We start from the raw sequence: 20,038 nt of genomic DNA, 5'->3' as shown, positions 1-20,038 counted from the left end.
GATGTCGCGAGCTGCGAAATGGTCGACATCGGAGGGGGGATGCATGTCGAGCCCGGCGAGGGTCGGCGCGGTCAGTTACCTGAACGCCAAGCCGTTGTACCACCGCTTCAAGGAGTTCGCGCCCGACGCCCGCCTGGAGATGGACGTCCCCAGCCGGCTCGCCGACCGGCTGGCCTCGGGCGACCTGGACGTGGCGCTGATCCCCTCGGTGGAGTACCTGCGGGGGGCCTCGCGGGGCTACGAGATCCTGCCGGGGTTCGCGATCGGCGCCCGCGGGCCGGTGCGCAGCGTCAAGCTCTTCAGCAAGGTCCCGTTCGGGGCGATCGACCGCCTGGCGCTGGACGCCGGCTCGCGGACGAGCCAGGCGCTGGCGCAAGTCTGGCTGGACGCGCGGCACGGCGTCCGGCCGGGCGTGATCGAGACGCTGCCGCTGGGGGTCTCCGCGCTGGAGAGTACGGCCGACGCCGTGCTGGTGATCGGCGACCGGGCGATGAAGGTCCCCGACTCGCCGTTCCACGCGGTGGTCGACCTGGCGGAAGCCTGGCGCGAGCTGACCGGCCTGCCGTTCGTCTTCGCGCTCTGGGTCGTCCGCGCCGGGGCCGACCTGGGGGACCTCCCGGACGCCCTGGCCCGCTGCCGGGCCGAGGGGCTGGCCCACGCCGACGACCTGGCCCGGATCCACGGCCCCAGGCTGGGCCTGGATTTCGCGACGTGCTACGATTACCTCACCCGCGTCCTATCCTATGATTTGGGCGAGCCGGAGCTGTCGGGCCTGAGGCGCTTCGCCCAGATGGCCGCGCGCCTGGGGCTCGCGCCCGGAGGAGTGAACCTTGTCTTCCACCGCCCCCGAGACCTTGCGGCGAGCCGCTGACGGCGGACGCCTGACGTTCGACGAGGGCGTCGCCCTGCTCCGGGGGGCCAAGCTGCTCGACCTCGGCCGCGCCGCCGACGAGGTCTGCCGGCGAAAGAACCCCGGGCCGTTCCGCACGTTCAACATCGACCGCAACATCAACTACACCAACGTCTGCACGGCCGTCTGCGACTTCTGCGCGTTCTACCGCAAGGTCGACGACGCCGACGCCTACGTCCTGGACCGCGACGTCCTCTTCGACAAGATCCGCGAGACCGCCCAACTGGGCGGCGACCAGATCCTCCTGCAAGGGGGCCTCCACCCCCGGCTCAAGCTGGAGTGGTACGAGGAGCTGCTGCGCGACATCAAGTCCGAGTTCCCGTCGATCAACGTCCACGGCTTCAGCGCCCCGGAGATCTACCACTTCACCAAGGTCGCCAAGCTCCCGCTGGAGACGATCCTGGAGCGGCTGAAGGCGGCCGGCCTGGGGAGCCTCCCGGGCGGCGGCGCCGAGATCCTGGTGGACCGGGTCCGCAAGGCGATCACCCGCGGCAAGGTGAACACGGAGGACTGGCTCAACGTGCACCGCGTCTGGCACCGGCTCGGCGGCAAGTCGACGGCCACCATGATGTTCGGGCACGTCGAGACGATCGAGGAGCGGATCGAGCACCTGGACCGCGTCCGCGCCCTCCAGGACGAGACCGGCGGCTTCACGGCGCACATCTGCTGGACGTTCCAGCCCGAGAACACCGACATGGCCGACGTTCCCCCCGCCGGGGCGTTCGAGTACCTCCGCACCCAGGCCATGACGCGGCTTTACCTGGACAACGTGCCGCACATCCAGTCTTCCTGGGTCACGCAGGGGGCGAAGATCGGCCAGATGGGCCTGTTCTTCGGCGCCGACGACATGGGGAGCCTGATGATCGAGGAGAACGTCGTCTCCTCGGCCGGCACCGTCCACCACCTGAGCCTCGACCAGATCAAGCGCTGCATCACCGAGATCGGATACGTCCCCCGGCAGCGCAACGTCTTCTACGAGTACATCGACGAGGCACCCGCCCCCCTCGCCGGGGCCGTGGCGTGATCGCCGTCGAGCGCCTGGGGAAGTCGTTCCACGACGCCCGCCGCGGCTGGGTCGAGGCGGTGCGCGACGTCGCGTTCGAATGCCGCCCCGGCGAAATCTTCGGCCTGCTCGGCCCCAACGGGGCGGGCAAGACGACGACCTTGCGCATGCTCAGCACCGTGCTGAAGCCGACCGCCGGGCGGGCGATCGTCGCCGGATACGACGTGGTCGCCGCGCCGGAGGAGGTCCGCCGCCGGATCGGCTTCATGTCGGCCGGCACGGGCATCTACGACCGCATGACCGCCTGGGAGCTGGTCGAGTACTTCGGCCGGCTCTACGGCATGCCCAGGGACGCCCTCCGCGAGCGGATGGAGACGGTCTTCGACTGGCTCCGCATGGACGACTTCCGCGACGTGCTGGGCTCGAAGATGTCGACCGGCATGAAGCAGAAGGTCTCGATCGCCCGGACCATCGTCCACGACCCCCCGGTCCTCATCTTCGACGAGCCCACCTCCGGGCTGGACGTCCTGGTCCAGCGCACCGTGCTGGACAAGATCCTGGAACTCCGCGACATGGGCAAGACCGTCGTCTTCTCGACCCACTCCATGAGCGAGGTCGAGCGGCTCTGCTCGCGGGTCGCCGTGATCTACCGGGGCCGCCTCCAGGCCCAGGGGCCGATCGACGAGCTGCTGGCGACCCACGGCCAGCCGAACGTCGAGGAGTTGTTCTTCGCGCTCATCGAGAAGGCCGACGCCGAGGCCGGCGCGGGGGCGGCGTCATGAACTGGGCGAACGTCTTCCTGATCTTCCGGCGAGAGGGGATGGACCAGCTCCGCGACCGCCGGACGCTGTTCATGGTGGTCGTCTTCCCGCTCCTGCTCTACCCGATCATCGGCGCGGGGGTGCTCCAGTTCGCCGCCGCGTTGCAGGAGAAGCCGCGGATCGTGGTGGTGGTCGGGGCCGACCGGCTGCCGAAGGAGCCGGCGCTGCTGACCCCGGACGGCACGGGCTTCAACCCGGCCCTGTTCGACTCCCCCGCCGAGGCCGCCCGGCTCTCGGTGGAGATCCAGCCGGACGCCGGCCGGTGGGCGACGCCGGAGTTCCGCGAGTACGCCGTGCGCGAGCTGGACGCCTCGGCCGTGATGGTCGTCCCGGCCGACCTGCCGGAGCAGTTCGCCGCGCGCGCCGACGTCTCCATCCCGATCCACTACCGGAGCGTCGACGAGAACAGCAAGGTGACGTACCTCCGCCTCCGCGAGCTCCTCGACCGCTGGAAGGGCGGCATCGTGGAGGAGCGTCGGAAGGAGGACAAGCTCCCGGAAGGCTACGCGAAGCCGATCGAGGTGCGGGGCCTGGACGCGGCCACCACGCAGGAGATCGGCGGGAGTGTCTGGGGGCGGATCTTCCCGTTCCTGCTGGTGCTGATGTCGCTGACCGGCGCGTTCTACCCGGCGGTGGACCTGTGCGCCGGGGAGAAGGAGCGGGGGACGATGGAGACCCTGCTCATCAGCCCCGCGGGCAGGGCGGAGATCGTCGTCGGCAAGTTCCTGGCGGTCCTCGCGGCCAGCGTGACGACGGCCGTGCTGAACCTCGTGAGCATGGGGCTGACCGGCCTGCAACTGGCCCGGCGCGCCACCGCGATGGGGGGGGGCGACGGCGCCGGCGAGGCCGCCGCGGCGCTCGCGCCGCCGACGTTGCAGTCGGCGCTCTGGATGGTCGTCCTGCTGGTCCCGCTGGCGGCCTTCTTCAGCGCGATCTGCCTGGCCGTCGCGGCGATGGCCCGGAGCATGAAGGAGGGGCAGTATTACATGACGCCCCTCTACCTGGTCTGCCTGCCGCTGATCTTCATGACGATGGCGCCGGGGATCGAGCTGAACGCCTTCTACAGCCTCGTCCCGGTGACGGGCGTGGCGCTCCTGCTGCGGGCCCTGATCGTGGGGGACTACGCCACGGCCTTCCGCTACTTCGTCCCCGTGCTGCTGCCGACGGTGATCTACGCCTGGCTGGCGCTGCGGTGGGCGGTGGAGCAGTTCAACGACGAGCGCGTGCTGTTCCGCGAATCCGAGCGGTTCAGCCTGGGCTCGTGGCTGCGGGGCGTGATCCGCGACCGCGCCGCGCGGCCGACCTCGGCCCAGGCGGTGCTCTGCTTCGCGCTGATCATCACGGCGTCGTGGCTGTTCGCGCAGGTCGTGCTGTCGACCGGCGCGGGGGGGCTCGGCGTGGTGGCGGCGGGGCAGGCGATCATCCTTCTGGTCCCGCTGGCGATGGCGTTCCTGCTGACGACCGACCCGGCCGGGACGCTGCGGCTGCGGCGAGCGGCCTGGCGGTACTTCGCCATCGCCATCGGGGCGGCCGTGGCGGTCAAGCCGCTGTCGGCGGAGTTCGAGCGCCTGGTGCGGTGGGCGTTCCCGCTGTCGGACGCCACGAAGTCGGTGTTCGAATCGCTGCTGCTCGGCGAGACGCCGCTGCCGCTGGCGATCGCGGTCTTCGCGCTCGTCCCGGCCATTTGCGAGGAGGCGGCGTTCCGGGGATTCATCCTGTCGGGGTTGCGGACGGGCCGGCGGACGCGGTCGGCGATCGTGCTGTCGGCGCTGCTGTTCGGGCTGCTGCACGTCTTCCTCAGCCTGTTCCAGCAGTTCTTCCACGCGGCCATCCTGGGCGTGCTGATCGGGCTGATCGCGGTGCGGAGCCGGAGCCTCTGGCCGGGCGTGGCGTTCCACGCCGTCAACAATGGCCTGGCCGTGGCCACCGGCGCGTGGATCGCCACGCTGGAGCGGGCCGGGGCCGCCGGTTGGGTCTACCGCGACGCCGAAAACGGGCTATATCATGTCCCGTGGGTCGTCGTGGGGGGGGTGGTCGTCGGGGCGCTGGTCCTGCATCTCTGGAAGTACGACCGCCCGGACGTCGGGGAGGCGTGATGAGATGAGGCGAGGGGCGATCAGCCTCCGGGCGCGCTACGTCTTCCCGGTGGAGGGTCCGCCGATCGCCGACGGCGTGGTGGCGATCGAGGGCGGCCGGATCGAGTGGGTCGGCCCCGCCCGCGAGCGCGCCGCCGACCTGAACCTGGGGAACATGGCGATCATCCCCGGGCTGGTCAACGCCCACACCCACCTGGAACTCTCGCGCATGCCGGGGGACGTGGCCCCGGCCCCTGGGTCCTCGCAAGACGAGGTCGCGTGGCTGCGCGAGGTCACGCTGAGGCGGATCTCGGGCGAGTGGGCCCCCTCCTACGCCGGCAACGTCGAGCGCAACCTGGCGGCGGCGATCGAGGCCGGGACGACGCTGGTGGCGGACATCACCACGGCCGGGATGAGCTGGGGGGCGATCGCCGCGGCCCCCACGCGCGCCGTGGTCTTCGCGGAGGTCATCGGCCTGAAGCGACATCGCGGGCTCCAGACCAGCGGCGAGGCGTGGAAGTGGCTGGGGACGATCGACCACGAGGGGCAGGTCGCGGCCAACGCGCGGCCGGGGCTGTCGCCGCACGCCCCTTACAGCACCGCGGGATGGCTGTACCACAACGCGGCCGGCAGCCGGCTCCCGCTGACGACCCACCTCGCCGAGATGCCCGAGGAACTCCGCCTGCTGGAGCATCGCGACGGCCCCTTGCGCGCGTTCCTGGAGGAGATCGGCGCCTGGGACGACGAATGGGATCCCATCGGCCCGCGCCCGGCCGACTACATCCGCAAGGGGGAGCTGCGCGACGCCGACTGGCTCGTCGCCCACGGGACCTACATCCAGCCGTCGGACTTCTGGCAGTTCCGGCCCCAGGCGTCGAGCAACGGCCGGCGCGTGGCCGTGGCGTTCTGCCCCCGGACCAACGCCCGCTTCGGCCATCACGCCCACCCCTACCGCGCCCTGCTGGAGAAGGGGGCGATCGTCTGCCTGGGGACGGACAGCCTGGCGTCCAGCCCGACGTTGAGCGTGCTGGACGAGATGCGCTTCCTCCACGCCAGCGACGACTCCCTCTCGGGCGAACTCATCCTCACGATGGGGACCCTCTTCGGCGCCTGGGCCCTCCGCGCCGAGACCGCCGCCGGCTCGCTCCGCCCCGGCAAGTCGGCCGACCTCGCCGTCGTCAAGCTCCCCGACCGCGACGAGGCCGATCCGCACATGCTCCTGCTCGAATCCGACCTCCCCGTGGTCGCCACCATGTTCGAGGGGGACTTCGTCGCCGGCTCGTGGCAGGGGATCTAACGACGAGTCACGAGGGAGGTGCCGGTGGACGACGGCGAAGGCATCGTCGCGCGGCTGGGCTCGCGCGACCCGGAGGTCGTGAAACAGGCGGCGTTCGACGCGGCCGACATGGCGCGCGTCGACGCCGTCCCGTCGCTCTTGAAACTCCTCGAAGCCGGCGACCTCGCGACGATGGGGGCGGTCGCGTACGCGCTGGGCGAACTCCAGGCGGAGCAGGCCAGGCCGAGATTGATGGAATTGCTCAAGGACGCGAGGACGGCGGGGAGGCGGGGAAGCCTGATGTACGCCATGATGTGCCTGGACTGCAAGGATCATTTCCATGACATGCTCGCGTTTCTATTCGACGACAGCTTCGAAGTGAGGTGCAAGGCGGCGATGATCCTGGAAGCCACGGCGGGCGACATGGCCGTCGATGCGTTGGTCGCGAGTCGTTCCGAGTTGGCGAAAAGGTTGCGAGAGGGCGCGGAAGAGGACGACGATCGCCGGGCCGAGGTTGAAGCGGTGTTGGAGACGCTGTCCGAGGAGATTCGACGGCGGGAATCGGAGCTCGAAGGAGAATGAACCGACCCGGCCGGCGTCGCGACACAACCCGGCTCGCGGATCGGCCCATCGGGCAAGCGAATCGACCCCTGCCGGGGAAGGTCGGGCGCGTCGAGGCCGACGCCAGTCCGCCGAGGGCATGGGTCCGGGGTTGGCCGACGGCGGGACAAACCCGGTTCGCTTCAAGTCCGCCGCCCGGGATTCCGAGCCTTAGTACGGTTTCCCCGCCGGAACCAGGGATGGGACGGGGCCACTCCACGGGCGAGAGGGACGCGGGATGTCGCAAGTCGCGCTGGCCTTGATGTGGCACCAGCATCAGCCGTACTACCCGGACGACGCGACGGGCGAGAACCCCATGCCGTGGGTGCGCCTGCACGCGACCAAGGATTATCTCGGGATGGCCCTCCACCTGGAGGAGGTGCCCGAGTTCCGCTGCACGATCAACCTCGTCCCCAGCCTGCTCCACCAGCTCGACGCCTACGTCGCCGGCGCGACCGACCGTCACCTGATGGTCTCGCGGGCCCCGGCCGACGACCTCGACCGCGACGACCTGTACTTCCTGCTCGACAATTTCTTCATGGCGTCGGAAGACACCATGATCCGGCCCCACCCTCGCTACCACGAGCTGTACATGGCGCGGTCGTCGTGGAGCCAGAGCGCCGAGCAGGCCCGGACGCGGTTCCGCCCGCGCGACGTCCGCGACCTCCAGGTCTGGTCCAACCTGACGTGGTTCCACCCCCTCCTCTTCGAGAAGGATCCCGAGCTGGACGAGTTCCGCCGCCGCGGGCGGGACTACACCGAGGAAGACAAGCAGTGGCTCCTGGACAGGCAGCGAGAGCTGCTGGCCCAGGTCGTCCCGCTCCACCGCAAGCTCGCCGAGCGTGGTCAGGTCGAGCTGACCACGACGCCCTACTACCACCCCATCCTCCCCCTGCTCCTCGACAAGAAGCTGGCGCGCGAGGCCATGCCCGAGGTCGCCCTCCCCGCCTATCGCGAGGGCTACCCCGAGGACGCCGAGGTCCACGTCCGCCGGGCCGTCGAGAGCCACACCCAACGCTTCGGCTCGCCCCCGCGGGGGATGTGGCCCAGCGAGGGCTCGGTCTGCCAGGCGCTCATCCCGCTGCTCGCGCGCAACGGGATCGAGTGGATCGCCACGGATGAAGAGATCCTCGGGTGTTCCACCGGCGGGCTCGTCGGCCGGGACGGCCGGGGGCACGTCCGCCGGCCCGACCTGCTCTATCGCGGCTGGAACGTCCGAGAGGGGGACGCGAACCTCGGGATCGTCTTCCGCGACCACTCGATGTCCGACCAGGTCGGATTCCACTACCAGCGCAGCCCGGGGCCGGTCGCGGCCGGCGACTTCCTCGGCAAGTTGCACGCCATCGGCGACGCCTGCCACGGCAACCACGCGACGATCGTCCCGGTGGTCCTGGACGGCGAGAACTGCTGGGAATACTACCCCGACGGCGGCGTCTCGTTCCTCCGCTCGCTCTACCAGGGGGCCGTCCGCGACCCCCGCATCCGGCCGGTGAAGGTCGGCGAGCACCTGCGCGACCATCCGCCGGCCGACACCCTCCAGCACCTTTTCGCCGGGAGCTGGATCAGCCACAACTTCGCCATCTGGGTCGGCCACTCCGAGGACAACGCCGGCTGGGACGCGCTCCACGAGACCCGCGAGTTCCTCGTTCGCGAGCAGGCGACCGGCCGGCACGACGCCGACAGCCTGGCCCGCGCGTGGGAGGAGATCTACATCGCGGAGGGCTCCGACTGGTTCTGGTGGTACGGCGACGACCACTCCTGCGCCCAGGACGCGCTTTTCGATCACCTCTTCCGCAAGCACCTGCGGAACGTCTACGCCTTCCTCGGCTGCGACCCGCCGGGCTCGCTGTTCCAGGCCATCTCGCGGGCCGCCGCGCCGAGAGCGCTCAACGAGCAGCCGCGCAGCTTCCTGCACGCGAAGATCGACGGCCGGTCGACCTACTTCGAATGGATCGACGGCGCCCGCTACGTCTGCGGCAACGACCGCGGCACGATGACACTGGTGACGCGCGGGCTGATGCACGTGGTCTGGTTCGGGTTCGACGCCGATCGGCTGCTGATCCGGGTCGACGCCGACGGCGGCCGGGCCGACGAGCGGTTCGCGGCGATCGACCGCCTGCGGATCGGGTTCGTCGACCCGGCGGAGCGCGAGGTGATCGTCGTCGCCCCCTCCCGGTCGCGCCCGGTCGGCTACCTGAACCACGCCGGCCACCCCACGGCCAACGGCTCGACGGTCGCCGCCGCCTGCGGCGCGATCTTCGAGATGTCCGTCCCCTTCGAGCGCCTGGGCCTGTCGCCGGGCGACCCGATCCGCTTCTACGTCGAATTGCTCCAGGGCGAATCCAGCCTCGACCGCGCCCCCCGCGAAGGGGTGTTCGAGCTGACGACCCCTTCGCCGGATTTCGAACGGATTCTCTGGCAGGTCTGAGCGGCGGGCGAAGCCGGCCGACGACGATTCCAGATAACAGCCTAACCCCCTGGAGGGGGAAGGTGGCCCGAAGGGCCCGATGAGGGGGGGACGAGCGAGGCGGCTTCCGGAGTTCGGATGGGCCTTCCAGGGCCGTCGGCCCGCGCGACGGGTCGCGAATTCCGAAACCCCGTGGGCAGCCCCCCCCTCATCTGACTCCTTCGGAGTCTGTCTTCCCCCACCGGGGGGGAAGACCGTCCGTCCGCATACGCCGGAGCTTCACCGCGAACGGCGACGATCATGGATAAGAGCCAGGATGACGGGCCCGACGGCCCGAGACAGCCCGACGACTGAATCGAAAGGGGGACAAGGATGCCCGAGCTTCGCAAGGATCCCATCGTCGGCCGCTGGGTCATCATCGCCCACGAGCGGGCGCGACGGCCGCACGACTTCAAGGTGGAGCCGAGGGAGGCGTCGTCGCGGGTCTGCCCCTTCTGCGAGGGGAACGAGGGGATGACCCCTCCGGAGATCCTCGCCTACCGCGACCACGGCGACGCCAACGGCCCCGGCTGGCGCGTGCGGGTCGTCCCCAACCGCTTCCCCGCCCTCACGATCGAGGGGGAGTTGGAGAAGCGCGGCGACGGCATGTACGACCGCATGGCCGGCGTCGGCGCGCACGAGGTCATCATCGAGAGCCCGTCGCACCACGTCACGACCGCCGCGCTGCCGGAATCGGCCGTGCGCGACGTGCTGTGGGTCTACCGCGACCGCCTGGTCGACCTGAAGCGCGACCGACGGATGGTCCACGGCATGCTGTTCAAGAACGTGGGCGAGAACGCCGGCGCCAGCCTGGAGCACGTCCACAGCCAGCTCATCGTCACCCCCATCGTCCCGATCTCGGTCTGGGAGGAGATGACCGGCGCGCTGGAGTTCTACAACTACCGGGGCCGCTGCATCTACTGCGACATGGTCCGGCAGGAGACCGGCGAGGAGAAGCGGGTGGTCCTGGACACCCCCCACTTCACCGCCTTCTGCCCCTACGCCAGCCGGTTCCCCTTCGAGACCTGGATCGTCCCCAAGTCGCACGAGAGCCACTACGAGAACATCGGCGGCGCGGCGCTCCACGACCTGGGCCGGGTGATGCACCAGGTGCTCGGCAAGCTGGAGCAGGCGCTGGACTCGCCGTCGTACAACTACATCGTTCATACAGCGCCCTTTGACCATTCCGAGCTGCCGCACTATCATTGGCATATCGAGGTGATCCCCCGGCTGACGAAGGTGGCGGGGTTCGAGTGGGGCAGCGGGTTCTACATCAACCCGGTCCCGCCCGAGCAGGCCGCGGCCTTCCTGCGCGAGGTGGAGGCGGCGTCCCCGGCGGGCGTCGCCCCGAGGGAGCGACCGGCGGGCCGCCCGCATCCGGTCGCCTCCGGGACCCCCTGAGCGGGGCGTCGACCGACGCCGATCCGTGCCCCTCGGGACGCGCGATGCCCATCAAGAACGGCCTCCACGACCGCCCCCTCCCCCGCGTCCCCGGGGCGGTCCCCGGCCCTCTCGGTCCGCCCGGCAAACTCGCCGCGACCGCCCACGCTTCACGCACCGAGGCCGACCCATGTCGAACCTGCGCCTGATCCTCGCGCTGCACAACCATCAGCCCGTGGGGAACTTCGAGGGGGTCTTCGAGGCCGCCTATCGCGACAGCTACCTGCCGTTCCTGGAGGTGCTGGAGCGATACCCCGAGATCACCTTCTGCCTGCACACCTCCGGCCCCCTGCTGGAGTGGCTGGTCGACCAGCGGCCGGACTACGTCGCGCGGGTGCGGGCCCTGGTGGAGACCGGCCGCGTCGAGATCCTCGGCGGCGGCTATTTCGAACCGATCATGACCATGATCCCCCACGTCGACCGCGTGGGCCAGATCCGCTCCTACGCGGCGTATCTGGAGGAAGTCTTCGGCGCCAGGGTCCGAGGGATGTGGACGCCGGAGCGGGTCTGGGAGCAGCACCTGGTCTCGGCCTTCGCCGAGGCGGGCGTCGAGTACACCGTCCTGGACGACTTCCACTTCGAACAGGCGGGGGTCGCCGGCGACGACCTGTTCGGCTACTACCTGACCGAGGACGAGGGGAGGCTCCTGAAGGTCTTCCCCGGCTCCGAGACGCTGCGGTACACGATCCCGTTCCAGGAGCCGCACGCGACCTACGAATTCCTCCGCGACCTCGCAGCGCGTCGCCCCGGCGCGACGGTCGTCTTCGCAGACGATGGCGAGAAGTTCGGCAGCTGGCCGGAAACCTACGACCACGTCTACACCCGCGGCTGGCTCAATCGCTTCTGCGACATGATCGTCGGCAACAAGGAGTGGATCGCCTCGACAACCCTGGGCCGGACGGTCGACTCCACCCTCCCGCTGGGGAAGGTCTACATCTCCGACGGCTCCTATCGCGAGATGACCGAGTGGGCCCTCACGCCCGAGCGGAATCGCGCCTACGAGCGGGCCGCCCGGGTGGTCCGCCAGCACGACCGATCCGCGGAGATCAAGCCGTTCTTCCGCGCCGGCGGGTTCTGGCGGAACTTCAAGGCGAAGTATCCCGAGAGCGACGAGATGTACGCCCGGATGCTCGGCCTCTCCGGCCGGCTCGCCGCCCTCTCCGCCCGTCCCGACGCCGACCCGGACTACCTCGAGGCCGCCCGCCGCGAACTCCACCGGGGCCAGTGCAACTGCCCGTACTGGCATGGCGCGTTCGGCGGGCTGTACCTCCCGCACCTCCGCGGCGCGATCTATCAGGCCCTCATCGCCTGCCACGACGCGCTCGACGAGGCCGAGGGGAAAGCCGGCCCGCGCGTGGAATTGGAGGTCGGCGACTTCAACCTCGACGCCCGCCAGGAGATCCGAATCGAGAACGACCGGCTCGTCGCCTTCTTCCGCCCCGCCCAGGGGGGCCACCTCTACGAGCTGGACGCGCGCGAGGCGGGCGTGAATCTGCTGGCGACGCTCGACCGCCGTCCCGAGCCGTACCACCAGACCATCCTGGACGTCATCCGCGCCCGGGGCTCGGACGAACGGGGCGGGGGCGACGACAAGGTCGTCCTCAAGCACGAGGGCCTGGACGACCGCCTCGTCTACGACGGCCACCCGCGCAAGGCGTTCGTCGACCACTTCTACCCCCTCGACGTCACGCTCGACGACCTGGCCGCCTGCCTCCCGGTGGAGCGCGGCGACTTCGTCTCCGGCGCCTACCTCGCGCGAGTCAAGCGCGAGGGCAAGCGGGTCTCCCTGGTCATGGAGCGGCCGGGGCTCGTCGACGAGCATCCGATCAAGATCCGCAAGACCGTCGAGGCCGCCGCCGGGTCGCCGACGCTCGAGGTCCGCTACGAGATCGAGGAGATCCCCGCCGACACTCGGCTGCGTTTCGGCGTCGAGATCAACCTTGCGGGGATGGCCGGGCACGCCGACGACCGCTACTACGCCACCCCTTCCGGCGAACGCCTGGGGACGCTCGACTCGCGGGTCGATCGGCCCGAGCTAGATGGCCTGAGCCTCTCCGACGAGTGGCTCGACCTGAAGGTCGGCCTGTCCTGGTCGAAGCCCGGCGGGCTCTGGTGCCTGCCCGTCGAGACCGTCAGCCAGAGCGAGGGGGGCTTCGAGAAGGTGTACCAGTCGTCGGCCGTGATCCCCCACTGGGAGGTCGTCGGCGACGAGTCGGGCCGGTGGGAGGTGACCATCCGCCTGGCGATCGGCGCGTGCCGCCCGCGGCCCGCCCCCGATGTCGACGCCGCCCCCGGCCGCATGGCGAGCCTCGCCGAGGTCTGAACCGATCGATCGGAGCCCCGCATGCCCTGGCCGTTCCGCCGTCGACGCCCCGAGCCCGAGCCACGGCGCCGGGACGTCGACGCGGCGGCCATCGTCCGGCGGGCGCGGCGGCTGCGCTTCCGCGTCCGCCCGGAGAGCGTCCGGCAGCTCGCCGGCGCGTACCACGGCGCCAGGCCCGGCGAGGGGCTGACCTTCGCCGAGCTTCGGGCCTACGAGCCGGGCGACGACGTCCGCCACCTGGATTGGAACGTCACCGCGCGGCAGGGCCGGCCGTTCGTGCGGCGGTACGTCGAGGAGCGCTCGTTCGTCCTCTGGCTGGTCGTCGACGCGTCGGCCAGCATGCGATTCGGCCACGAGGCGCGGACCAAGGCCGACCGCGCCGCGCAGGCCGCGGCGCTCCTCGCCACGGCGGCCGTCCACAATGGCGACCGGGTGGGGCTCCTGGTCGTCAGCGACCGGATCGAGCTGGAGGTCCCGGCGGGGGGGGGCGTCCGCCATCTGGCCCAGGTCGTCCGCGCGCTGGTCGCCACGCCGACCACGTCGCGGAAGACGGACCTCCGGGCGGCCCTTCCCCGGCTGCGTCGAACCACCCGGCGCGCCATGATGGTCGTCCTGAGCGACTTCCCCGACGAGCCGGTCGGCCCCTGGCGACGGGCCAGCCGCCTGCACGACGTGATCGCGATCCGCGTGGTCGACCCGCTGGAGGAGCGGCTGCCGGACGTCGGCGTCGTCGCCGTCCGCGAGGCCGAGGGGGACGCCGCCCGCGTCGTCGACGCCGGCCGCCCCCGCCTCCGCGCCTCTTACGCCCGACGCGCCGAGGAGCGGCGCCGCGCGTTCGCGCGATGGTGCGTCTCGGCGCGGATCGACGGCCATGACATGTCCACGGCGACCGAACCGCTCCAGACCTTGATGCGCGTCTTCGAGCGTCGCGCGGCGCGTCGGAGACGGTCGTGAGTCGGCAGCCGCCGGGGACGACGACCCCGGAGATCCTGGCCCTCCCCCGGCCGAACCCGGGCCCGGAGCCCTGGGGCGACGACGCGGGCGGCGCGGGTTGGCTCGTCGTCTCGCTCGCCGCCGTGGCGATCGTCGTCGCGGCGCTGGGCTGGCGTCGCCGTCGTCGCGTCGCGCCGCCCGGCCCCCTCCGGGTCGCCGACGACGCCCCGCCGGAAGATCGCCTCCTGGGCCTGTGCGACCGCCTCCGCGCCGACCTGGCCGCGAGGCTCGGCCCCGCGCTCCGCGCGCGGACGACCGAGGAGTTGGCCGTCGACCCGCGCGTCGCCGAACTGTTCGGCGACGACCTGTCCAGGCTCGTCGATATCCTGACGGAAGGCGACCGCCTCAAATTCGCCCGCCGCCCCGCCGTCGACCTCGCCGAGCGTCTGCCGGGCTGGACGGCCTGGGCCGCGACGAGGCGCTAGGGGATATCGTTGGGGCCGAAGGCCACGCCCAATTTCGCGAACCGCGTCCGGTCGGGGTCGGTCGCCACGCGCAGGCGCCACGTCATGCCGGGCGACAGGCGGCGGCCCTCCAGCGGCTCGCTGAGGAGCACCACGTCGGCCGACTCGCCGGGGGCGATCGCCGGGAACGACTGGCCCTCGATGGACCAGTCCGCCGAGGGGGCGAGGGCGAACATGGCGATGGGCGGGCCCGACGGCGCGTCGACCCCGAAGGCGTCGCCGTCGATCAGGTCGGCGGCCACGATCGGCCGGGCCTCCCTCTCACCTCCCTCGGAAAGGTTCCTCAGCCGGATCGTCAGGGCGAGGCAGTCGCCGTGCTCTCGCAGGATGGACTCCTCGCCCAAATCGCGGACGAGCCGGACGGACCTCCGCAGGACGAGTAGCGGCGTCACCTCGATCTCGTCGGCGAGGATCGACCTGCCCAGGGAGACCGTCGTGACGGCGGGCGAATTCGCGGGGGCGGCGGCGACGATCGGCGGCGGCGAGGGCTCCACGACGCGACGGCGGGGGGCCGCGGCCTCGCGCGCCGAGGGGGCCGGCCGCGACGGCGCCGGCGGGGGCGAGAGCTTGCCGCTCCAGAGAAGCCAGGCCAGGCCCAGCGTCACGGCGCTGGCGTAGCTCCGCAGCAGGAGCCCCGGCCAATCGACGGCGGGGCCGGCGTGCTCGGCCGTCGCGCGCCCGCGGTCCGTCCCCGCGGCCGGGGCGAGGTCCACCCCCACGTCGAGGCCGGAGCGCGGGGGCTCGGCGGGGTTGGGCCGTTCGGCCTGCCGGGCCGCCATCTTGGCGAGATCCCAGGAGCTTGGGCCGCTGCCGAGCGTGGAGTCGGCGTCCGCCAGGGAGGGGGAGAGCAGCACGCTGAACTCGTCGGGCGTCGCCGGGTCCGGCGGCGTCCGTCGGCCGTGGCGGGGCCGCGGCGGGGCGTCGGGGTCGTCGGTGCGGGGCTGGGGGCCTTCGGGTCGCGGCCGGTTGGATGACATTCGCGAGGCTCCCGACGGGGGATCGAACCGTGCCTCAGTCAAGACTTGGGCCGGAGCCAGACGGTGGCCCCCGGGCCCGCCGAGAGCAGCCGCCCGGCGTCGCCGTTGACGACGGCGACCTCCACCCAGCCGGTGCTCCCGAGTAGCGCGATGAGCGACCCGGGCGGGCTCTCGCCATAGGTGCGGGCGACCCCGTCGATCCGCCGCCCCCCGACCTCGACGACCCAGTCGCGCGACGGCCGCGCGGCGAGGTGGGCCTCCCCGATGTTGGTGATCAGGTTGCCGAAGGCGTCGCGGAAGATCACCTCGCCGATGCAACCACGCTCGGCGGGGGTCGGCTCGAAGTTGCGGAGGGTGACGAACCTCTCGGTCGCCGGCCCCAGCTCCGCCGGGTCCCCCCCCTTCAGGATGTGGGCGGCGGCCGGGGCCAGGACGTCGCGGCCGTGGAAGGTGGGGGCGACCTCGCCGCGGGCCAGCCTGGGATTGGCGATCTCCCAGGCGGCCTCGACCCCGTAAAGGCCCGCGACGCCGGTGATCAGGCCGTTGTCCGGCAGGACGAACCACTGGCCGGCCGTCCTGATCGCCAGCATCCGCCGGGCGGTCCCCACCCCCGGGTCGACGACCGCCAGGTGGACCGTCCCCTCGGGGAACGCCTTGACGATCCCCTCCAGGACGAAGGCCCCTTCCAGGATGTTCTGGGGCGCGATCGAGTGGCAGACGTCGACGATCGCCACCCCCGGCGCCATGCCGAGCAGGACCCCCTTCATGGCGGCCACGTAGGGGCCCACGCCGCCGAAATCGGTCGTGAGGGTGACGATCCCCGGCCTCATGCGTCGCCTCCAGGGTTCAGGCGCGGGCGGCCTGGTGGGTCGCCGTGATCTTCGAGGTCATGCCGCCCCGGGGGTTGAACAGCCCCACCACCGTCATCCGGCGCGGCCGGCACGCCGCGACCAGGTCGTCGAGGATGGTGTTGATGGAGTGCTCGTAGAAGATCCCGCGGTCGCGGAAGGCGAACATGTAGAGCTTCAGGCTCTTCAGCTCAAGGCACGTCTCGGCCGGGACGTAGGTGATGATGATCGTCCCGAAGTCCGGCTGGCCCGTCTTGGGGCAGACGGCCGTGAACTCGGGGCAGGTGATCTCGATCTCGTACTCGCGATCGGGGAACTGATTCGGGAACGTCTCCACCGCGCCTGGCATGTCGGTCGGGGCCTCCGGGGGGTCGCCGTCGTGGGGCCCGGCGTCACGGCGCGGGCCATCCGTCGTCATCCTACCATTCTAGGCGAGGGACCCGCCGTTGCGTAGCCGTCGGCCCGCCCGAAGAGTCTCCGCGGGCGCGGATTTTCGCGCGGCGGCGACGCCCGGCGTCGTGGTATGATGTCGCCCGGAGTCGAGGTCGCGGGCGAGGCGGGGGCCGAGTCGGGACGCGGGCGGCGCGGACGCCTGGCTTTTCGTCGACGTCCCCTTGATTCCCCGACGATTTTTGCTAAATGTGTTGCTAACGCAGGTTTCTGGCCCGGGGAACGTTCGCGCGACACGCGGCCTCCCCCCGCGGCCCGCGTGCGGGACCGGCCGATTCGCTCCCCAGTCCGCCCGACCGACCTGGTGCGGTTCCGTCCCCGACAGGAGTTCCCCGATGTCGCAAGGCCCCCGTCGTCTCCTCCGCCTGGAAACCGTCGACGGCGTCACCGTCGTCAGCTTCGTCGACACCAAGATCGTGACCGACGAACAGATCCAGGAAGTCGGCGAGCAGCTTTACAGCCTGGTCGAGGACGAAGGCCACAAGTCCTTGCTGCTGAACTTCGGCAACGTCCAGTACCTCTCCAGCGCCGCCCTCGGCAAGCTGATCAACCTGAAGAAGAAGGTCTCGGCGGTCAAGGGGAAGCTCAAGCTCTGCTGCATCCACCCGGACCTCCTGGAAGTCTTCCGCATCACGCGGCTCGACCAGGTGTTCGAGATCTACGGCGACGAGCAGACCGCGCTGGACAAGTACTGAGCCCCCGCGGCCGAGCGTCCCCCCTCGTTTCGTCTTCCGGCAAGGCGGTCTCGCGCCCGAGGGGCGCGCGGACCGCTTTCGCGTTGATGGAGCGCCGATGTCCGTATCCGCCTCGACCCCGATGATGCGGCAGTACCGCGAGATGAAGGCCCGCGACCCCGAGGCGCTGCTGCTGTTCCGGATGGGCGACTTCTACGAGATGTTCGGCGAGGACGCCGTCGAGGCCTCCGCGCTGCTGGGCATCGCCGTGACCTCGCGCGACAAGGACAAGGGGGAGGATTCCGTCCCGATGGCCGGGTTCCCCCACCCGGCGCTGGAGACGTACCTCGCCAAGATCGTCCGCGCCGGCCGCCGCGCGGCGGTGTGCGAGCAGGTCGAGGACGCCCGCCAGGCCAAGGGCCTGGTCCGCCGCGACGTCGTCCGCGTCGTCTCCCCCGGCACGCTCACCGACGAGGGCCTGCTCGACCCGCGCGCCTCCAACTACCTCGCCGCGGTCGTCGAGTCGGGCTCCCGGATGGGGCTGGCCTGGGTCGACCTCTCCACGGGCCGGTTCTCGCTGACGAGCCTGGCGCGGCACGAGCTGGCCGACGAGCTGGCGCGGCTCAGCCCGGCCGAGGTCATCGCCTCGGAGCTGGCGGTCGACGCCCCCTGGCTGCGGCCGATCCGCGCCGGGGCCGGCGCCGTGACCATCCGGCCGTCGTGGGACTTCCAGGCCGACCAGGCGCGCAAGGCGCTGCTCGACCAGTTCGGCGTGGCGACCGTCGAGGGCTTCGGCGTCGACGACCGGGGCCCGGAGATCCAGGCCGCCGGCGCGCTCATGGCCTACCTCCGCGAGACCCAGAAGTCGACGCTGGGGCACATCGCCCGCCTCACCCCCTACCGCCGCGGCGACGTCCTGGCCCTGGACGAGACCACCCGCCGCAGCCTGGAGCTGACGCGGACGCTCCGCGAGGGGAGGCGCGAGGGGTCGCTGCTGCAGGTGATCGACCACACCCGGACGCCGATGGGCGCCCGGCTGCTGGCCGAGTACGTCGCCTCCCCCCTGACCTCGGTCGAGCTGATCGGCCTGCGGCTGGACGCCGTCGACGAGCTGTACCGGGACGCCTCGCTCCGGGACGACCTGCGACACGCCCTGGGGGAGGCCCACGACCTGGAACGCCTCGCCGCCCGCGCCGCCACCGGCCGGGCGACCCCCCGCGACCTCGCCGCGCTGGCCCGCACGCTGTCGATCCTGCCGAGGGTCAAGGCCCGTCTCGCCGCGCGGCGGTCGAAACGGCTCAATGAGCTTGAAGAGGCCCTGGAACTCTGCCCGGAGGTCCGCGCGGCGATCGAGGCCGCCCTGGTCGACGACCCGCCGCTGACGATCAAGGAGGGGGGCCTGATCCGCCCCGGCTTCCACGAGGAGCTGGACCGGCTGCGGTCGGCCTCGCGTGACGGCAAGGCGTGGATCGCCCGCTACCAGGCGGAGCAGATCCGCCGCACCGGCATCGCCGGGCTGAAGGTCGGGTTCAACAACGTCTTCGGCTACTACATCGAGATCTCCCACGCCCAGGCCCAGCGCGCCGAGATCCCCGCCGACTACATCCGCAAGCAGACCGTCAAGAACGCCGAGCGCTACTACACGCCCGAGCTGAAGGAGTTCGAGAACGAGGTCCGCAACGCCGACGAGCGCGCCAACGCGCTGGAGTACGAGCTGTTCATGGCGCTGCGCGACCGGGTCTCGGCCGACTCCCCCCGGCTGGTCCAGGCGGGCGCGGCGATGGCGCAGGTCGACGTGCTGGCGGGGCTCGCGGAGCTGGCCGCGCGGCAGGGGTACTGTCGCCCCGAGGTGGTCGCCGAGCCCGTATTCGAGGTCGAGGCCGGCCGCCACCCCGTGCTGGACGCCATCCTCCCCCGGGGCGAGTTCGTCCCCAACGACGCGGCGCTGGACGAGTCCGCCAACCTCCTGCTCATCACCGGGCCGAACATGGCCGGCAAGAGCACGTACATCCGCCAGGTGGCGCTGATGGCGATCCTGGCGCAGGTCGGCGGCTTCGTCCCGGCGAAGCGGGCGCGGATCGGCGTGGTGGATCGGCTGTTCGCCCGCGTCGGCGCGACGGACGAGCTGTCGCGCGGGCAGAGCACGTTCATGGTCGAGATGACCGAGACGGCGAACATCCTCAACAACGCCACCCGCCAGAGCCTCGTCATCCTCGACGAGATCGGCCGGGGGACCAGCACCTTCGACGGCGTCTCGCTCGCCTGGGCGATCGCCGAGCACCTGCACGACGTCGTCGCCTGCCGCGCCCTCTTCGCCACCCACTATCACGAGTTGGTCGAGCTGGAGAAGACCAAGCCCCGGCTCCGCAACGCCAACGTGGCGGTGGGCGAGGCCGACGGCGAGATCGTCTTCCTGCACCGGATCGCCCCCGGCGGCGCCGACCAGAGCTACGGCATCCACGTCGCCCGGCTGGCCGGCGTCCCCGCGGCGGTGCTCGACCGGGCGCGCGAGATCCTGGCCTTCCTGGAGAAGCAGCACGGCCCCGACCCCGGACTCCCGGAGGCGGAGGGGCCGATCCGGCGCAAGGTGAAGTCGGGCCGCTCGCTCCAGGGGAGCCTGTTCGCCGCCCTGCCCGACCCATTGCTGACCGAGCTGCGCGCCGTCGACCCCGCCGCGCTGACGCCCGAGCAGGCGGTGGACCTGATCACCCGTCTCCGCGCGTTGGCGGACTGAACCT

16 protein-coding genes are annotated in these 20,038 nt (G+C 71.4%); 13 read left to right on the top strand and 3 right to left on the bottom strand.

Annotation, left to right across the window (positions count from 1 at the left end; all coding sequences use genetic code 11):
• Window positions 1–43: 43 nt before the first annotated feature.
• The 11 genes from WG209_RS00835 (at window position 44) to WG209_RS00785 (ending at window position 14,312) form a co-directional block, all read left to right on the top strand.
• A complete protein-coding gene (locus WG209_RS00835) occupies window positions 44–871 on the top strand; it encodes a menaquinone biosynthesis protein (RefSeq protein WP_337173089.1) in 828 nt (275 codons plus the stop codon).
• Window positions 831–1,934: a cyclic dehypoxanthinyl futalosine synthase gene (gene mqnC, locus WG209_RS00830; RefSeq protein WP_337173088.1), complete on the top strand. Its 1,104-nt coding sequence runs from the start codon at window positions 831–833 to the stop codon at window positions 1,932–1,934. The genes WG209_RS00835 and mqnC overlap by 41 nt, the downstream gene beginning before the upstream one ends.
• On the top strand, window positions 1,931–2,695 hold the full coding sequence (locus tag WG209_RS00825) for an ATP-binding cassette domain-containing protein (protein ID WP_337173087.1): 765 nt from the start codon (window positions 1,931–1,933) through the stop codon (window positions 2,693–2,695). Before mqnC ends, WG209_RS00825 begins: the two co-directional genes overlap by 4 nt.
• Window positions 2,692–4,830 (top strand): ABC transporter permease subunit/CPBP intramembrane protease, encoded by a 2,139-nt coding sequence (locus WG209_RS00820; protein WP_337173086.1) that lies wholly within the window; start codon window positions 2,692–2,694, stop codon window positions 4,828–4,830. The genes WG209_RS00825 and WG209_RS00820 overlap by 4 nt, the downstream gene beginning before the upstream one ends.
• Window positions 4,831–4,834: 4 nt before the next feature.
• Window positions 4,835–6,106: an amidohydrolase family protein gene (locus WG209_RS00815; RefSeq protein ID WP_337173085.1), complete on the top strand. Its 1,272-nt coding sequence runs from the start codon at window positions 4,835–4,837 to the stop codon at window positions 6,104–6,106.
• A gap of 18 nt (window positions 6,107–6,124) precedes the next feature.
• A complete protein-coding gene (locus tag WG209_RS00810) occupies window positions 6,125–6,667 on the top strand; it encodes a HEAT repeat domain-containing protein (RefSeq protein ID WP_337173084.1) in 543 nt (180 codons plus the stop codon).
• A gap of 256 nt (window positions 6,668–6,923) precedes the next feature.
• On the top strand, window positions 6,924–9,113 hold the full coding sequence (locus tag WG209_RS00805) for a glycoside hydrolase family 57 protein (RefSeq protein ID WP_337173083.1): 2,190 nt from the start codon (window positions 6,924–6,926) through the stop codon (window positions 9,111–9,113).
• A gap of 351 nt (window positions 9,114–9,464) precedes the next feature.
• Window positions 9,465–10,532, top strand: coding sequence for a galactose-1-phosphate uridylyltransferase (gene galT, locus WG209_RS00800; protein ID WP_337173082.1), 1,068 nt, complete (start codon window positions 9,465–9,467; stop codon window positions 10,530–10,532).
• A gap of 169 nt (window positions 10,533–10,701) precedes the next feature.
• Window positions 10,702–12,894, top strand: coding sequence for an alpha-amylase/4-alpha-glucanotransferase domain-containing protein (locus tag WG209_RS00795; protein WP_337173081.1), 2,193 nt, complete (start codon window positions 10,702–10,704; stop codon window positions 12,892–12,894).
• A gap of 21 nt (window positions 12,895–12,915) precedes the next feature.
• Entirely contained in the window at window positions 12,916–13,848 is a 933-nt protein-coding gene (locus WG209_RS00790) for a DUF58 domain-containing protein (protein ID WP_337173080.1), read from the top strand.
• Window positions 13,845–14,312: a hypothetical protein gene (locus WG209_RS00785; protein ID WP_337173079.1), complete on the top strand. Its 468-nt coding sequence runs from the start codon at window positions 13,845–13,847 to the stop codon at window positions 14,310–14,312. Before WG209_RS00790 ends, WG209_RS00785 begins: the two co-directional genes overlap by 4 nt.
• Here the strand turns inward: WG209_RS00785 and WG209_RS00780 are convergent.
• From WG209_RS00780 to queF, 3 genes are read right to left on the bottom strand one after another with little or no spacing between them, the layout of a single operon-like run.
• A complete protein-coding gene (locus WG209_RS00780) occupies window positions 14,309–15,328 on the bottom strand; it encodes a hypothetical protein (protein ID WP_337173078.1) in 1,020 nt (339 codons plus the stop codon). The genes WG209_RS00785 and WG209_RS00780 overlap by 4 nt on opposite strands.
• Before the next feature lie 38 nt (window positions 15,329–15,366).
• The gene (locus WG209_RS00775; protein ID WP_337173077.1) at window positions 15,367–16,158 is read right to left on the bottom strand and encodes an SAM-dependent chlorinase/fluorinase; all 792 of its coding nucleotides are present in this window, start codon (window positions 16,156–16,158) and stop codon (window positions 15,367–15,369) included.
• Between the two features lie 16 nt (window positions 16,159–16,174).
• The gene (gene queF / locus WG209_RS00770) at window positions 16,175–16,594 is read right to left on the bottom strand and encodes a preQ(1) synthase (RefSeq protein WP_337173076.1); all 420 of its coding nucleotides are present in this window, start codon (window positions 16,592–16,594) and stop codon (window positions 16,175–16,177) included.
• Between the two features lie 367 nt (window positions 16,595–16,961).
• On the opposite strand from queF, the gene WG209_RS00765 reads away from it, so the two are divergent.
• Both WG209_RS00765 and mutS read left to right on the top strand, forming a co-directional pair.
• Window positions 16,962–17,321, top strand: coding sequence for an STAS domain-containing protein (locus tag WG209_RS00765; protein WP_337173075.1), 360 nt, complete (start codon window positions 16,962–16,964; stop codon window positions 17,319–17,321).
• Between the two features lie 97 nt (window positions 17,322–17,418).
• Window positions 17,419–20,034 carry a DNA mismatch repair protein MutS gene (gene mutS, locus WG209_RS00760; RefSeq protein ID WP_337173074.1) on the top strand — a complete coding sequence of 872 codons (2,616 nt, stop codon included), beginning with the start codon at window positions 17,419–17,421 and terminating at the stop codon, window positions 20,032–20,034.
• Window positions 20,035–20,038 lie beyond the last annotated feature (4 nt).

Source organism: Paludisphaera sp. (assembly GCF_037189885.1).
Classification (GTDB): domain Bacteria; phylum Planctomycetota; class Planctomycetia; order Isosphaerales; family Isosphaeraceae; genus Paludisphaera.
This window is presented reverse-complemented; position numbering and strand designations above follow the sequence as displayed.

Excerpts from the sequence above, each read along its gene's own strand:
- galT (WP_337173082.1), top strand. The coding sequence starts at position 9,465 with ATGCCCGAGCTTCGCAAGGATCCCATCGTCGGCCGCTGGGTCATCATC.
- WG209_RS00820 (WP_337173086.1), top strand. The coding sequence starts at position 2,692 with ATGAACTGGGCGAACGTCTTCCTGATCTTCCGGCGAGAGGGGATGGAC.
- WG209_RS00780 (WP_337173078.1), bottom strand. The coding sequence starts at position 15,328 with ATGTCATCCAACCGGCCGCGACCCGAAGGCCCCCAGCCCCGCACCGAC.
- WG209_RS00805 (WP_337173083.1), top strand. The coding sequence starts at position 6,924 with ATGTCGCAAGTCGCGCTGGCCTTGATGTGGCACCAGCATCAGCCGTAC.
- queF (WP_337173076.1), bottom strand. The coding sequence starts at position 16,594 with ATGACGACGGATGGCCCGCGCCGTGACGCCGGGCCCCACGACGGCGAC.
- WG209_RS00775 (WP_337173077.1), bottom strand. The coding sequence starts at position 16,158 with ATGAGGCCGGGGATCGTCACCCTCACGACCGATTTCGGCGGCGTGGGC.
- WG209_RS00765 (WP_337173075.1), top strand. The coding sequence starts at position 16,962 with ATGTCGCAAGGCCCCCGTCGTCTCCTCCGCCTGGAAACCGTCGACGGC.
- WG209_RS00795 (WP_337173081.1), top strand. The coding sequence starts at position 10,702 with ATGTCGAACCTGCGCCTGATCCTCGCGCTGCACAACCATCAGCCCGTG.
- WG209_RS00790 (WP_337173080.1), top strand. The coding sequence starts at position 12,916 with ATGCCCTGGCCGTTCCGCCGTCGACGCCCCGAGCCCGAGCCACGGCGC.
- WG209_RS00815 (WP_337173085.1), top strand. The coding sequence starts at position 4,835 with ATGAGGCGAGGGGCGATCAGCCTCCGGGCGCGCTACGTCTTCCCGGTG.
- WG209_RS00835 (WP_337173089.1), top strand. The coding sequence starts at position 44 with ATGTCGAGCCCGGCGAGGGTCGGCGCGGTCAGTTACCTGAACGCCAAG.
- mutS (WP_337173074.1), top strand. The coding sequence starts at position 17,419 with ATGTCCGTATCCGCCTCGACCCCGATGATGCGGCAGTACCGCGAGATG.